Origin of the sequence: Nocardia mikamii NBRC 108933, assembly GCF_001613505.1 — a bacterium.
GTDB classification, from domain to species: domain Bacteria; phylum Actinomycetota; class Actinomycetes; order Mycobacteriales; family Mycobacteriaceae; genus Nocardia; species Nocardia mikamii.
The window spans coordinates 184,137-199,920 of the sequence record NZ_BDCM01000004.1; the positions used below are offsets into that span (position 1 = coordinate 184,137).

The 15,784-nt window shown below is 68.7% G+C and carries 10 protein-coding genes; 1 reads left to right on the forward strand and 9 read right to left on the reverse strand.

The features are described 5' to 3' along the window. Positions 1–176: 176 nt before the first annotated feature. The 7 genes from trxA to NMI01S_RS05780 all read right to left on the reverse strand — a co-directional run bounded on the left by trxA (position 177) and on the right by NMI01S_RS05780 (position 11,574). A complete protein-coding gene (gene trxA, locus NMI01S_RS05750; protein WP_062994948.1) occupies positions 177–506 on the reverse strand; it encodes a thioredoxin in 330 nt (109 codons plus the stop codon). 56 nt (positions 507–562) lie between these two features. Continuing rightward, on the reverse strand, positions 563–1,549 hold the full coding sequence (trxB, locus tag NMI01S_RS05755) for a thioredoxin-disulfide reductase (RefSeq protein ID WP_062994949.1): 987 nt from the start codon (positions 1,547–1,549) through the stop codon (positions 563–565). Between the two features lie 140 nt (positions 1,550–1,689). Further along, positions 1,690–2,574, reverse strand: a complete 885-nt coding sequence (locus NMI01S_RS05760) for an RsmA family anti-sigma factor (RefSeq protein ID WP_157126049.1) — start codon at positions 2,572–2,574, stop codon at positions 1,690–1,692. Between the two features lie 181 nt (positions 2,575–2,755). Beyond that, complete coding sequence (gene sigM, locus NMI01S_RS05765; protein ID WP_062995098.1) at positions 2,756–3,319, reverse strand: RNA polymerase sigma factor SigM; 564 nt, start codon at positions 3,317–3,319, stop codon at positions 2,756–2,758. Positions 3,320–3,591: 272 nt separating this feature from the next. Continuing rightward, entirely contained in the window at positions 3,592–7,515 is a 3,924-nt protein-coding gene (gene murJ, locus NMI01S_RS05770; protein WP_245716719.1) for a murein biosynthesis integral membrane protein MurJ, read from the reverse strand. Positions 7,516–8,479: 964 nt separating this feature from the next. Next, positions 8,480–11,041, reverse strand: coding sequence for a DUF6049 family protein (locus NMI01S_RS05775; protein ID WP_062994952.1), 2,562 nt, complete (start codon positions 11,039–11,041; stop codon positions 8,480–8,482). Next, on the reverse strand, positions 11,038–11,574 hold the full coding sequence (locus tag NMI01S_RS05780; RefSeq protein ID WP_064923396.1) for an NUDIX hydrolase: 537 nt from the start codon (positions 11,572–11,574) through the stop codon (positions 11,038–11,040). Before NMI01S_RS05780 ends, NMI01S_RS05775 begins: the two co-directional genes overlap by 4 nt. Before the next feature lie 196 nt (positions 11,575–11,770). On the opposite strand from NMI01S_RS05780, the gene NMI01S_RS05785 reads away from it, so the two are divergent. Then, positions 11,771–13,219 (forward strand): CCA tRNA nucleotidyltransferase, encoded by a 1,449-nt coding sequence (locus NMI01S_RS05785; RefSeq protein ID WP_062995099.1) that lies wholly within the window; start codon positions 11,771–11,773, stop codon positions 13,217–13,219. Positions 13,220–13,255: 36 nt separating this feature from the next. On the opposite strand, the gene NMI01S_RS05790 is transcribed toward NMI01S_RS05785, so the two are convergent. Further along, positions 13,256–14,071 carry a hypothetical protein gene (locus tag NMI01S_RS05790; protein ID WP_062994953.1) on the reverse strand — a complete coding sequence of 272 codons (816 nt, stop codon included), beginning with the start codon at positions 14,069–14,071 and terminating at the stop codon, positions 13,256–13,258. 69 nt (positions 14,072–14,140) lie between these two features. Then, a complete protein-coding gene (locus NMI01S_RS05795; protein WP_245716742.1) occupies positions 14,141–15,772 on the reverse strand; it encodes a DUF4185 domain-containing protein in 1,632 nt (543 codons plus the stop codon). Positions 15,773–15,784 lie beyond the last annotated feature (12 nt).

Consider the following 15,784-nt stretch of genomic DNA (forward strand, 5'->3'; position numbering starts at 1 on the left):
CACGACCGGAGCGTCGGTCGATTGTCTCAGACCCGAGCCGTATTTCGGCAATTCTCCGGGTGCCGAAATAGTACACAGCCATCGGGTCCCGGAGTGCCTCCTGGTGAAACCGGAGCGGGGCCCCGAGCCGGGCACGCTCGCGACGTACCCGGACCCGGGGCCTCGACCGGGAGAACTCAGATGATGCCCTCGAGTTCGCGCAACAGCGCGGCCTTACCCTTGGCACCCACGATGCGCTTGGCTTCCTTACCACCCGAGAACAGGATCATCGTCGGCAATGCCATCACACCATAGTCACGGGAGCTGGTGGGGTTGGCGTCGGCGTCGACCTTCGCCACGGTCAGCTTGTCACCGTGCGCCGCGGCGATCTCCTCCAGCACCGGGGCGACCATCTTGCACGGCCCGCACCAGGAGGCCCAGAAGTCGACGAGCACCGGCTTGTCGCTGGCGAGCACATCCTGTTCGAAGGTGGCGTCGGTGACGGTCTTGGTGGCTGTTTCGGACATGGCGGAACTCCTAGCGGTGTGCGGTGACGCGATATTCGAGAGGCTTGGGGGCCCGATCAGCCGGCGGCCACTTCCACCGGGTTGCCGGCGTGATCGAGGGTGTTGCTGGTGATGTCGCCCTTCTCGGCGAGCCAGCGCTCGGCGTCGATCGCCGATCGGCAACCGGTACCGGCGGCGGTAATGGCCTGGCGGTAGGTGTGATCGACCAGATCGCCGGCCGCGAAGACGCCGTCCACCGAGGTCGCGGTACCGGGCTCGCGGACCTTCACGTATCCCTCGGCATCGAGATCGACCTGACCCCGGACCAATTCGCTGCGCGGGTCGTGGCCGATCGCCACGAACAGGCCGGTGGCCGCCAGTTCGGAGGTTTCGCCGGTCTTGGTGTCGCGCAGGGTGAGACTTGTCACGGCCGTGTCGCCGTGCACCTGGACCACCTCGGAGTTCAGGCGGAAGCGGATCTTCTCGTTCGCCTTCGCCCGCTCCAGCATGATGCGGGAGGCGCGGAATTCCTCGCGGCGATGCACGATGGTCACGCTGGAGGCGAATTTGGTGAGGAAGGTCGCCTCCTCCATCGCGGAATCGCCACCGCCGACCACGACGATGTCCTGGCCCTTGAAGAAGAAGCCGTCACAGGTAGCGCAGGCGCTGACACCACGGCCGAGCAGCTCCTGCTCCCCCGGTACGCCCAGGTAGCGGGCCGCCGAGCCCATGGCCAGGATGATCGCGTAGGCCTGGTAGACCTCGCCGCCGACCGTGACCGACTTGATCGGGCCGGAAAGATCGATCGCCTCGACATCCTCGGTACGGATATCCGCGCCGAAGCGCTTGGCCTGCTCACGCATCTCTTCCATGAGATCGGGGCCCATGATGCCGTCGCGGAAGCCGGGGAAGTTCTCCACCTCGGTCGTCGTCATCAGCGCGCCACCGAACTGGGTGCCCTCGAACAGCAGCGGTTCGAGCTCGGCCCGGGCAGCGTAGACCGCGGCGGTGTAGCCGGCGGGGCCGGAGCCGACAATGATCAGATCGCGTACAGGCGTGCTCATGATGCCCTTCCGAAGTGTGTTCAACAGGCGTGTCGGTCAACAACAGGGTAAACGTAGATGTTCCCGCCGCCGACCGGCGTACTCGAGGCCACGCCCGGGAACGTCGGCGTCGACGAGGCGTTCGCACACCCCGAGCGCCGTCAGCCGATATCGCGCATCTCGAAGATCTGCGGATCCGCTGGGCTGCAACCGGTCCCGACGACCAGCGCGGTGATCTTGGGCGGCCGCGGGCCGGTGAGCAGGATCAGCACGGCCGACCGACCGCGAAATGTGACATTCGTCGAGCCGAGCACCGTGCGGTCCGGAACCGCGGCTTTCACGCAGCCGGCCAGGGCCCCGGGGCCCGAGAGCGCGCCGGTGACGTCGTTGCGGCCCATGGCGCTCAGCACGGCCGCGGAGGACAGCTCGTCGTCGAGGGCGACGGTGGCGCTGTGCTGGGCCGGCAGAGCTTTCGGGCTCACCGTGCGATCGGTCACCGCGTCCACGGCGACCAGAATTCCGGCGATGACGGCCACCGCCGCCGCGGCCGCGGTGAACCACCGCAATCGCTTCGCACGGTGACCGTCCAGCGAAATCGGCTCGCCCGGGCCCGCCGCGCCGGGAACATCGGCGTCCTGCTCGAGCGATTCCTCGGGCAGCGATTCCTCGGGCAGCTCCTCCGGCGATACCGCGTCCAGAGCCGGCATCGGACGGGTCGAGGGTGGCTCGCCGCCCGATCCGTCGCCGTAGAGATGGTGGACGGTGGCGACCGGCTGCGGCTGCTCGCCGCGCGACAACTCGTCCAGCAGCGCGTCCAGCCGGGCCGCTACCTGGGTGGGGATCGGATGCAGAATGTGGTCGTCCAGGCTCAGCGCGCGTAACTCGGCGCTCACGCCGTCGAGCGAGTGCAGGAAACGGACGGCGTCGGGGTCCCGGCGAACTTGCGGCCACAGCAGCTCGGCCTGTTCGGGAGGGACGTTGTCGGCGTGCAGATCGGCCAGCAGATCGGTGGAGAACGGAGGGCGCGGCACCGGACGGGCTGCCATCACACCTCCTGTGTCCGCTTCGTCGCCCCACACCCCGGAACGGCGTCGCCGCGCGGCGAATTCGCCCTTGTCGTCCATCGCCTCTCCGGGTCCGGCCTCATGATGTAGCGCCTGTCATCGCAGCGATGCGGCGGCAGGCACAACGAATAATTGTCCGTCTATTAGTAATGACGCTTCTCGGCTACGTCCGGTTCCCCGGATTTCGCAGGAATTCCAATTCCTGTTCCAGCCGTTTACGGCCACGGGCGCAGCGACTTTTGATCGTCCCCTCGGCGACGCCCAGCAACTGCGCCGCTTCCGCTACGGTATACCCTTCCATGTCGATCGCAACCAGCGCTGCTCGCTGATCGGGCGGCAGTGTGAACAGCGCCGCGGCGACCACCATTCTCACCTCGCGCTGCGCGATGTCGTCGCGTTCCACCGCCGGTTCGGCCACCGCCTCGTCCGACAGTGATGTCGCGGGGCGAGACTTGTTGCGCCGCATACGATCCAGGCACGCGTTGACCACGATGCGATGCAGCCAGCTGCGCACCTCCGCATCCCCGCGGAAGGTGGCGGCATTGCGATGCGCGGACAGCAGCGCGTCCTGCAGCGAATCGGCGGCATCCTCCGGAGTGCGGCAGGTGCGCAGCGCCAATTGCCAGAGCCGGTGGTAATGGCGGCGGAACAGAATGCCGAAAGCATCGCGGTCGCCCGCGACATGGGCGGAAAGTAATTCGAAATCGGTGGTTTCGTCCGGATCGATCGAGCGACGACGGACAGCAGACGACTCCGGTGTCCCCCCACTGGCGATCGCTTCGAACGACACACAAACCCCTTGGACAGCGCTCACGGCGGCACGAAGTCCTACACCGGACAGGCCGCTAATTCCGCATCATCCAGGACCGAGACACCAGATCCCAGGAAGCTCCCCTGCTGAGAGCGCGCTGTGAATCATAACGTTTATTACGAATCGGTAGCAACCAGAGCGAGGCGTTGTCACGGGGCCGGGACGGTCGCCGGCCGCGACGGCACGAATCAGGAAGCGGCCTCGAAACGAATGTCGCCGAGCGACGTCTGGAACTGGCCGCCGTTGTTGGCCAGCTGGGTGATCCAGATCAGGACGTAGCGAGCGGGCTGATCGGACTGCACGGGGATCGTGGTGGCGCCGTCGGCCAGGGTGGCCTGGCCGACGAGCTGGGTCTGATCCAGGGTGGGCACCGCGGTGGGCGAGGTCCGCACCTCGACCACCGTGCCCGGTGACGCGGAATCGATGACGACCTTGTTCACCTTGCTGGGGCCGGGCAGCGTCGCGAGCACCCCGATCCCCTTCTTCAGAGCCGGGAACTGCTGGAAGTACTGATCGGTGTGCCAGGTGGTGGTCGGATTTCCGTCGAGCAGCGCCGATACGTTGCCGGGACTGTCCGGGGTGCCCTCCGGCGAGTACACCGAGACACCCGTGGCCTGCAGCGGAAGTCCGGCGGCCGTGGTCGGCGCGGGTCCCGCGGATTGCGCGGCCGGCGTCGTCGGTGCGACGCTGGCCGTGGTCAGGCCCAGTTTGCGCTGTTCGTTGAGCGGTTCGTCGGCCGAGCCCGGCGCGAAGATGCTCAACAGCCACCAGATGATCACGCCGACCACCAGCGCCGCGAGCACACCCAGGCCGACCAGGATCCACAACATTCGCTGCGACCGCTCCCGCTCGGCGGCGAGCAGTTCCGGATCGGCGAGGGTTTCGTCCGGATTCGCCACCGCCCGCTGGCCCAGGCGCAGGACCGGGATGAAGTCGGTCTTCTGGTCGACGACCGAGGCCTGCTCGAGCACGTGCTGTACGGTCGCCGCCGTCCGCACGCCCTTGTCGGCCTCGAGCGAGCGGACCGCCACCGCGGAGATCTCGAACGGCACCTCGGGACGAATCTGACGCGGCTCCACCGGAGAGCCGTCGCTGCCGAAATCGGCCGGCTTCAGCCCGCCGACGGTCGCCGCGGAACCGGTGACGCCGCCGGTGCGGATCGGCCAGCGGGCGGTGATCAGCGCGTACAGCATCGCGCCGAGGCCACGCACATCCGATTGCGCGTCGGAGTCGGCCAGGGTGCCCGGGAAGGCCAGCACCGCATCGCCGGATGCGCTGATACGCACCCGGTCGGGATGATCGATCGACAGCGAACCGCCGCCGCGATGGGCCAATTCGGCCGCCGCGGCAAGGGCCCGGATGGCCCGGGCAGCGCCGATCGGCGAGGGCCTGGTCTCGGCCATCTCGCGCAGCGAGCGGCCGGGAGTCCACTCCGCGACCACGATGCCGCCGGAACTGCCGCGCACCACATCGAGCACGCGGGCCAGGCCGGACGAGTTGATCCGGCCCAGGCGCAGCGTGCGCGAGAGGATGGCCTGCGGCCCGTCGTGGCCGGGATTGTCGGCGGCCTTCTGATCGGCATCGACGAAGGTGAGCGCGACCTCGCGGTCGAGTTTCACATCCAAGGCCTGCCAGAATCGCAGTCCGCGCGCGCCGCCGTGGTCGGCGAGCAGCCGATAGCGGCCACCCGCCACGGAGGCGCCCGGAATCAGTTTGGGACCGCGCGGCACCCTCCGGGACGGCGGTTCCACCCGCATCGGGGGCATCTCCGGCGAACCGACCGGCAGCATGCCGGTGTCGTAGGCCGGATCCCGCGGCGGCACCGCGCCGGGCGGTACCGCGTCCGCGGCGGTGCCGATCACCGCATCCGCGGCGTTCGGCGCGTCGGGGACGTCCCCGTCCACACCGGTTGCGGCATCGGGCGCCGCAGCGGCGTTCGCCGCTTCCGTATGGTCGGATGCGGATTCCGGAGTGCGGTCGGCCGGCGGAACACTCCCGGGCGGGACGTCGTCGGTGCGCACTGCGCCTGCCGTGCCGGCAGCCTCGGCGGAAGGCTGACCCTCCGCCGCGTCGTCGCTCACCCTCGCTCCTCCTTCGCCCTGATATGTCGAAGTCCGTTGTGCCGGTGTAGCACCGGCATTTGCGTTTCTCTGCCGAACAGGGTACGGGAACTCGTCCTGGCCGGTGCGGTCAACCGCACCAGGACGGATTACCGGCAACACCATGGTCTGGGCGTCGGTATACGGGTCGTAGCGGTAGTAATACGGAGCGGCGAGATCCGGACGCGGCAGCACCATCGTGTCGTGCATATCGACCGCGGTGTCGTCCAAGCCGAGGTCCGGCGCCGGCGGCGTGAAGCCGAGGCGGCGCGATACCGCGACCGTGAGCGCGACGATCTCCGGAACCCCCGCCAGGCGCATCAGGCCGAAGGCGACGCCGAACATGACGATCGCGTCCAGGCCGACCCGCAGTACCGAGGCGAGGCCGCCGTCGAGCCGGGACAGGCCCAGCACCTGATCGACGATCAGTGTCACCGCCGCGCCGGCCACCGAGGCCAGCACCACGCGGGTGACGGTCCGGCCGACATTGGCCATCCGCAGATCGCCGAGACTGCGATGCAGCAGCCAGCCGCCGATCACCGCGCCGGTCACGAAGCCCAGACCGTTGGCCACACCCAAGGCGATGACGACGTGGTCGTCACTGAAGAACACCGGCGTGAGCAGCGACAACACGATCTTGACGCCGGTGATGCCGAGGATGATCCAGGTCGGTGTCCAGGCCTGTTCCCGCGCGTAGAACACCCGCAGGTGAATCAGCACCAGCGCGTAGGGAATCAGCGTGAACGCCGACCAGGAGACCGCCTCGCCCAGGCGGCCCGCATCCGAACTACCGAAATGGCCGTATCCGTACAGCGCCTGGCCGATCTGCGGACCCGCGATGGTGAGGAAGGTGACCACCGGGACCAGCGAAATCATGGTCAGCCGGGTGGCGACGCCGAGGTCGTCGACCACCGCCGGATTGTCGTCGGCGGCGGCGTTGCGGCTCAGGCGCGGCATGATCGCGGTCAGTAGCGTCACACCGAGCACGCCGTACGGCAGCTGCAGCAGCAGCCAGGCGTTCTGATAGATGGTCGGGCCGGCGACGTCGGCATGCGAGGAGACCCGGGTGGCGATGGTCCAGCCGATCTGGCTGATGAACACGTACAGGATGATCGCCGCGCCCATCCCGGCGAACTGCTTGAGGCGGGCGTCCACCCCCCACAGCGGGCGCAGATCGATCCCCAGCCGCCGGATGGCCGGCAGCAAGCTCACCATCTGCACGATGACACCGACGGTCACACCGACGCCGAGGACCAGCAGCTTCGGATCGCTCATCCGGACCGGATCGAGGCTGATCTCTCCCGGCGTGACCGCATACAGGGTCAGAATCGCCAGCACGACCACGTTGTTCAGCACCGGCGCCCAGGCACCCGGTTTGAACACCTGATGGGTGTTCAAGATCGCCATGAGCAGGCCCGACATCCCGTAGAAGAGGATGGCCGGCAGCAACAGGAAGGCGAGCGCCGTGGTCAGCGCGGTATTCACCTTGCCGTCGTTGGACAGGAAGATGTGAGTGGTCATCACCGGTGCCGCGGCGACGGCCAGGACGGTGCCGATGGCCAGCACCGTGAACGCCGCGGTGACCAAGCGGCGGACGAAGGCGGCGCCGCGGTCGGCATCCTCCTTCTCCGCGCGGACCAGGGTCGGCACCACGATGGCGGTGAGCACCGCGCCGAGCAGCAGCTCGGAAATCATGGTCGGGATCGTGCTGGAGACCGTGAACGCACTGGCGATGGCCGGGCCGAGCACGGTGACGAGCAACAGCTGCTTGACGAAGCCGGTGATGCGGCTGACCAACGTGGCGACCGCGATGGATCCGGAATCGCGGACCAACCGCGAAGTCGACGAGTCTTCCGGCTCCTGCTCGATGACGGCCTGCTGGGCGGTGCGCGGACCCGCCGAATCGCTGCGCGCGCGGGTCGGCCGTGCCGAATCCGGGCGTGCCGGAGCCGGACGTTCCCCTGCCGGCCGGCGACTCGGCTCCGCCTCGGAGGGCGGGATGTGGCGCGGCATCGCCCGCTCCGCGCGGGGTGCGCGAGGAACCTGGTCGACCGGACCGCTCGGCGGACCCGGCGGATAGGACCGCCGCGGATCCGGGCGTTGCGCATCCCGGCGCGGAATCTCCCGGTTCTGGGACTCCCGGTTCTGGGACTCGCGGTACTGAGGGTCGCGGTACCGAGATTCCTGATTCGGGGGTTCGGCCGGCGGGCGCGGGCCGCGCTGCGGCGGGCGGGGCCGTCCCGGCGGTGAGCCGTCCTGCGGCGGGCGGGCACCCCGATGATCCGTCGGGGGGACTTGACGGAACGGCTCGCTCGGCGGTGCGTTCGGCGGCAGTGGCTGCCGCGGTGCGTTCGGCGGCGTCTGACGCAGGGGCGCGCTCGGCGGGCTCTGCCGGCGCGGCGGATTCTGCGGTCCCGGATACCGGTCGGGTGAATTCGGCGGTCCCGGCCGGGGCGATGCCCCCGGCGGAACCTGGCGCGGGGCGGCACCCGGGGTCTGACGCAAGGGTGCGCTGGGCGGCGTCTGCCGGCGCGGCGGCGGAGTGGGTCGTGCTCCGTTCGGGCCGGGCGTCCGGCCCGCGGGGGGCACCTGCGGAATCGGGCCACTCAGCGGCCGCCGCGGCTCGGCCGGATCGGGCCGGGCGTCGTTCGGCGGTAAGCGGTGCGGCGGCGTCGCGTTGGGCACGACACCGTTGGCGCCCGAGGGCGGCATCGAGGGATCGGGACTCAGCCGACGCGGTCCACGCTCCCACGGCGCGGCGGGCGCGCGTCGCGGAAAGTGCTCGTCGTCGGCCTGATCGGGCACGACGGGGCCGTCGTACTCGGTCACCGGACCTCCGGTCTGCTCGGCATTCGGGCCGGCCCGTGAATCACCCGGTCGGCACAGTAAGCCGCTGCGCGATTGTCGCTCACTGTGCCCGGTGACCTGCGGGACACCCGCACCCGGTCGGCACAGTAAGCCGCTGCGCGATTGTCGCTCACTGTGCCTCCTCTTCCTGCAGTACTCGTTTGCGGGCGCGCAGGTATCGGTTGACCCTGCGTCGTTTTCCCGGATCCAAACCCTTGTCGGCCGGATCGGGCTGTCCCCGGAAGCGGCGCCACAAGCGGCGACCGGCGAGCAGGAACAGCAGTGCACCGGCACATGCGGTAATTATCGCCAACGCTTGACCGTAAGCGTTCGAACGTACCGAAACCGAGGTGGCATTGCCGAGAGGCACTCCGGCCGGTGTGGTAAGGGATATCGGAATCACCAGGTTACGGCTGTCGCTCACCTTGGTCGGAATCTGGAACGACCGAGTACCCTCCGCCGGAAGCTGCTGCTCGCCGATATCGGTGATATTCGTCTCGGCGGGTGCCCCGATCTCGAACCGGATCCGGATCGCCACCGGTAGATCGTTGCGCGCGACCAGCAGCAGCGGGCTCTGCTCCGAGGCCAGCGTGTACACCCCGCCCGGCGGCAGCACGCTCACCGAGGAGAACAGCCCGTCCATGGTCCGGGTGGTCTGTTCGAGACGTCGTTGCGCGACGGTGTCGGCCTGGGAATCGGTGCCGGTGCGGTCGGAGAGCGTCAGCACCCGGATGAGATCGTCGCGCAACGGTGTGAGGAACGTCCGAGGTGTCGGCTCCTGCTGAGGGATCTCCACCAGGGCGCTCATCAGATCGTCGATCCGATGTTCCTGCTGCCCGACCGGCGCGACGAACTGATCCGGCACCGCCTGTGCCGCCGCGTCACCGGAGTAGTCCAGGTCGTACGGGCGCGGATCGACCGGCTGGGCGAGCAGGTCCGCGAAGGAACGCGGTGTCGCCAGACCGCTGCGGAACATCAGCTCCAAGTGCGAGAGCAACGCCCCGGCCTCGTCGCGGTCGGCGCCCCACTGTTGCGGCGGCATCAGGAGGGTGGCGCGGGGGCGGGTCCCGGTCGTATTCAGCACCGGCCAGCTCAGCGCTCCCAACGCGTCCTGCAGTCGAGCGGTGCGGGAGTCGTTGGTGACCGCGTACCGGACCCGGTCGGGAGTGAACGCCGGAGTCGGCGGATTCGACCCGACCGCGGCCAGTGCGGTCGCCGACCACATGTCGAAGGTCGCGACCTTCAACCCGGAATCGGGCGCCGGCGGCGCGGCGTCCGGTTTGACCGGTGCGGCGGCCGGCAAGCGCACCATCTCCGGTACCACCGGCGCCATGTCCGCGGCGACGGAGGCGGTACTGCGCACCGTTGCCTCGCCGCGCCCGGAACCCGTTGCGGTGCTGAGGGAACCGCCCTCCGCCACCGCGTTGCCGGAAAGGACGGCGGTGGTGAAACCGCGCTCGGTCAGCATGGTCGCGGCATCGGTTCCGATGGCTCCGGAAGCGGGCAGACTCACCCCGCGCACGGATTTGACCGACAGCAGCGAATCGACGATATCGGCGGGAGCGGTGAGCGCGCGGGCGACCAGGTCGGCATCGTGAACACCGGCCAGCGCGGTCGGGTCGACCTGCGCGAACGGCAGCGCCACCGTGCACATCGTCGGCGCCAGCGCACGCAGCCGGTCGAGCCACGCGCGCGCGGCCTGCGGACCGGTGCCGTCGCGCGTGGGCCCGTCCGGATCGGACGGGGAGGCCAGTACCCGATACCCCTCGGTCATCTTCGACACGGTGAGCAGCAGGTCCGGGTCCACGGCCAGGCACAGCGATCCGGCCAGCCCGGGACCCGCGCGGCCGGAATCGTGCGAGGGGTCGGGTCGCAGCGCCGACTCCAGGGCCGAGACCAGTTGATCCAAGCGGCCACCCGCGGCCAGTTCCCCGGCCAGTTCGTCGTCGGTGAGCAGCGCCTTGCCGTCGACGGAACCGGGAATGCCGGCGACCATGCGCGGCCGGTCGGCCAGCGGCCACAACATGGTGGTCGCCACCGGCGGCTGCGGTGCGGCCGGAACGGGTTGTGACCCCTCCGCCGCGGCATCGGCGCCGTTCGGCAGGGCGGGCAGGCCGAGCACCGGCAGCAGGAACCGCGCATCGTCGAGGTGCGCCTGAGTGCCGTAGGCCGGTTCACCGTTCACATTCAGCAGCAGCGGATACACGCCCGGCTCGGTGATGCCGAGCGAGTCCGTGACCGGCGGATTGGCGGCCGCGTTGGACATGCCCTCGCGCACCCCGATCCGCAGGGTGAACTGTTTGCGCTGCCCGGGCCCCAATTGGTCGGTGATGTCCTGGAACTGCGCGCTGACCGGGAAGTTCGATTGATCCTGGCGCAGCGTGGACCGCAGTTCGCCGGGTTCGGCGATGGCCGCCCCGCGCTGCACTCGCACACTGACGTCGTCCACCGCGCGGTCGCCGATATTGGTCACCGTGCCGGTCAGCGCGAGGACGGAATCGCTGGTGGTGGTGATGGTGCTCGGCGACACCGAATCGAGCGTGAGTTTGAGGAATTTCGGCGCGGCGGTCGAACCTCCCGACCCGGACGGCTGCGCATGGCTCGACCCGGCCGACGGCACGCTCAATACGGCGAGCGCCAGCGAGACGAGCAGTAGCACCCAGCGGTGCCCACTGCGACTCGCACGCGTCATTGTCTGCCGCTCTCCATCCGATCTATCAGCCGATTCGCGACCTCGGCCAGACGCCGTTCGTCGGCGTAGGCGAGCCGGGAATCGAGTTCGCTCAACGGCACCCAGGCCACCTTGGTGACCTCGACGTCGGCATCGGAGAGCTCACCCCCCAACGACCGCATCAAGTAATGGTGCACGGTCTTGTGTACCCGACGGCCTTCGGTGACGAACCAGTAGTCGATGCTTCCCAGTTCCGCGACCACCCGGCCGTTGATGCCGGTCTCCTCGGCAACCTCCCGGACGGCGGTCTGCTCGGCCGTCTCCCCCTCTTCGATATGGCCCTTCGGCAGCGACCACAGCAACCGGCCGCGGCGGTCGGTGCGGCCGATGAGCGCGGCGCAGCGCTGTTCGGCGGGCCCGTCGAGGCCGTCGACGACCAGTCCGCCCGCGGAGGTTTCCCGGACGGTGCGCATGCGAGGTTTCGCCGCATTACCGGCCGAACCGCGGCGCCGGGGCTGGCGGCGTCGACTGTTCGCGCGATCGGCCGGAGACACCGGGTCAGTCTAGCCGCGCCGGATCGATGCACTGAACGTGTTCGATGCCGAGTGTCATGCCGCACCGCGGTGGTGGCGTCCGTCCGGTCCGGGCGGGTACCGGCGGGTGCGCACCAACTAAGCTGCGTTCGGCGTGGTTTCGCCGAAGTCCGTTGACGCAGAAGTGGAGGACGGCACACAAGTGAAAGGAAGGGCCGTGTCCGACCCCGACGATGACCGCCGGACGCGATTGCTTGCCGCAGCGGCGATCACCCTGGGCCGGCTCTCGGATGTGCTGACTCCGCTGGGCGGCCTGTTCGCCGCGCGCGGCCACGAGCTGTACCTGGTCGGCGGCAGCGTGCGCGACGCCGTGCTGGGCCGGCTCGGTACCGATCTGGACTTCACCACCGACGCCCGGCCCGAGGTCGTTCAGGAGATCGTGCGCGGCTGGGCCGACAATCTCTGGGACACCGGCGGTTTGGCGTTCGGCACGGTGAGCGCGTCGAAATCGGGCTGGCAGCTGGAGATCACCACCTTCCGCAGCGACAGCTACGACCGCGTCTCCCGTAATCCCGAGGTCACCTTCGGCGACAGCCTCGAGGGTGATCTGGTCCGCCGCGACTTCACGGTCAACGCGATGGCAGTGCGTATCGGCCCGGCCGGTGATCTGGAATTCGTCGATCCGCTCGACGGCATGGACGCCCTGCTGGCCGGCGCGCTGGATACTCCCGCGGCGCCGGAGGATTCGTTCAACGACGATCCGCTGCGCATGCTGCGCGCGGCCCGCTTCGTCTCCCAGCTCGGCTTCGAGGTGGCACCGCGGGTGCGGGTGGCGATCGCGCTGATGGCCGACGAGATCCGCCGCATCACCGCCGAACGGGTGCGTACCGAACTGGACAAGCTGATCGGCGGTGAATATCCCACCGACGGTATCGACATCATGTGCGAGACCGGACTGGCCGAACGGGTGCTGCCCGAGGTTCCGGCGATGAAGCTGGAGATCGACGAACACCATCAGCACAAGGACGTCTATCAGCATTCGCTGACGGTGCTGCGCCAGGCCATCGACCAGGAGCAGGGCGATCCGGATCTGGTGCTGCGCTGGGCCGCGCTGTTGCACGACATCGGCAAACCGCCGACCAAGCGCAACGAGCCCGGCGGCGGTGTCAGTTTCCATCACCACGAGGTCGTCGGCGCGAAAATGGTGCGAAAGCGCATGCGCGCCTTGAAATATCCGAAGCAGTTCACCGAGGACGTGGCGCGGCTGGTGTATCTGCACCTGCGGTTCCACGGCTACGGCAAGGGCCAGTGGACCGATTCGGCGGTGCGCCGCTACGTCACCGATGCCGACGACCTGCTGCCGCGACTGCACAAATTGGTGCGTGCGGACTGCACCACCCGCAACAAGCGGCGGGCCGCACTGCTGCGCTCGACCTACGACGATCTGGAAGCCCGGATCGAACGCCTGCAGCAGGAGGAGGATCTGCAGCGGGTGCGTCCGGACCTGGACGGCAACGCGATCATGGAACTGCTCGGCCTGGAGCCGGGGCCGCAGGTCGGCCGCGCCTGGCGCTATCTGAAGGAACTGCGGCTGGATCGCGGTCCGCTGACTCGCGACGAGGCCGAGGCCGCGCTGCTCGAATGGTGGAACGCCGGCGGACAGTAGCGTCGCGGAACCGGACTCGGCGGTCCGGAGTCGGCCTCAGAAAACGATCAGCGTGGTTCCGGCGACGATCGCCGCACGCATCTGCCCGAGGTCGAACGAGCCGGTGATCTGCGGGAGCTCGAGCCGGAAATCCACCCGGTCGCCGTGCCGGTCGGCACGCACGATGCGCACGTCGTTGGGCAGGTCCGCCAGCGTGACCGGCGCCACCGACACCCACCGCCGCGGTACCCGGACGCCCGACCAGGCAGCCTGGTGGACCGCGATCGTGACGAGGTTGTCGCTGATGGCGGCGTCGACCAGCGCCTGGAATTTACGGGTGCGATGGCGTGCGCTGATCAATCCGCTCGGATGCACCTCGAACCGCCAGTCCAGCCGCTTCTCGTTGAGCCATTCGACCAGCGCCGCGGTGGTCACGGTGCCGGTGACGTCGAGTCCGGCGGTGCGCACCTTCGTCGGGACGCCGGGAATCAGCCGCACTCCGTGCGCGATCACCGTCATCTCCTCGATCGGATGTCCGTTCCAGCGCAGGTCGGTCAGCACCGTCTTGGTCTGGAAGTGGGCGCCGCGGCGGCGCACCTTGAGGGTCTGCAGAATCGCGGTCAGATCGTGGCCGAGCAGGGTGGCGGTGACCTCCCGACCGCCGAAGCGGCTCAGGATTCCCTCGCTGAGCAGCGTCATCAGCACATCCGGCATGAGCGCGGTGACCGTACCCGCCCCGAGATCCGCCACCGGGTCGAGCCATGCGGTGGTGAAAGTCGTCCACTGATCCAGCAACTCCGGGTCGAACAGCCGCCGGCCCAGGTCCACTGCCCGCAACGGCGACCAGGATTTGGGATCGAAATACGTGGCCATGATTGCTTCGAGAGTACTGGCCGCCGGTGAATACGCGAGGTGGTGTCGATGACATTTCCCCGCGCGGGCCTAGGGATCGGCGGGTTCCGGCGCGGTGGGGTTCGGATCGGCGGGTTCCGAGGCGGTGGGGTCGTTCAGCGTCGCGTGCATCAGGTAGACGTTGTAACTGTCCCAGGCCGACATCGTGAAGTAGAGGTCCTTACCCGTCGACCAGGGATGGATGAAACCGCCGTACGCCTTCGGGTAGTCGTTCGTATCGGCCAGCAGGGTGCCGTCGGTCCAGGCTCCCTGCGGTTCGGTCGCGGTCCGCAGCACGATCGCGTGCCGAGCCGGGTCCAGGTACACCATCTGCCACTGCTTGCTCGACTCGTCGTAGCGCACCGACAACTCGCCCGCGATGCCGGGAAGCAGCGGCGTGGCATGGTTCTCCTGCGCGGAGGCCCAGGTGCCGTCGACCCAGTACTGATACGCGGACTTGTTCAGTACGTCCTTCTTCGGCACCCGCGCCAGGCCGATCATGCCGATGCGGCCGTTGGGCGTGCCGAACATGTAGACGTAGTCGCCGTGCGGCACCATCGTCGCGACCTGGAAGCGATCGATGCCGAACATGTTGTCCCACTTGGCGTACTGATCCTTGACCCAGGTACTGCCGCCGTCGTCGGAGTAGGCCAGACCACCGTTGTTGGTCCACCACATCCCCGGGATCCTGCTCCAGTGATTGACCGACATATAGCTCATGTACTGCCGGTCGCCGAGGGCGAATCCGGAGGTGGGGATCACGGTGGTCTCGAAGTTCTTGATCTTGCGGCTGTTCAGCAGTTCGGCGGCGTGGCAGCGGCTGTCCTGCACCATGTCGTCGATGATCAGGCCCTTGGTCAGGTCGCGTTCGGAGCTGAAGCCGAGCACATTCGATCGCCAGTCCGGTCCGCCGACCTGGCCGTACTCCCAGCCCTTGCCGAACGTGTCGCCGAATACCACCGCGACCTTGCCCGGGCCGGTCTCCCACATGATGCCGAGATCGGTCCCGTCGACCTGCCAGCGCATATCGGTGCGGTTGACCGAGCCGTGGCCGGTCACCTGATTGACCAGCTTCACGTTCTCGACCGTGCGCGGCGCGGGTGCCGCCGCGACCGCGCCCGGGTCGGTGGACGGCCGCACCGGCGTCGGCGGCGTCTCCGGCGTCGGCGGTTCGCCTCCGGGGATGGGGATCGGAATCGGTTCGGGTTCCGGATTGATATTGATGTTCGGCAGATTGAACGGGCCGGAATTCGATCCCGAGCCGGTGCCGGAGCCGGACCCGGAACCTGTGCCCGAGCCACTGTTCGAGCCGGATGCCGAACCGGAGCCGGGGGCCGAACCGGAGTCGGGTGCGGATTCGCCCGGCACGGAAGGATCTTCGGCCGGCGGTGGTTTCGGCGTATCGCGAATATCCGGGCACGGGTTGTGGCACGGGTCCGCGGGCAGGGGTTGCGGGACGATCCGGGTGTTGTCCGGCCGCGGGCCCGGTACGGGTACGGGCACGATCTCCGGCACCGGCACCGGGATGTCGATTCTCGGCGGAAGAATCGGCGGCACAGGCGCATTCGGATCGGGCTGGCGGGCGAGCGGATCGAATCCCGTTTCGCCGCAGGCATTCTTCGGTGGCGGCGCCCACGGGGCGAGTTCGGCCGACGCGGGAACGGGTGCGATTGTGCCGAACACCAGCAATCCGGT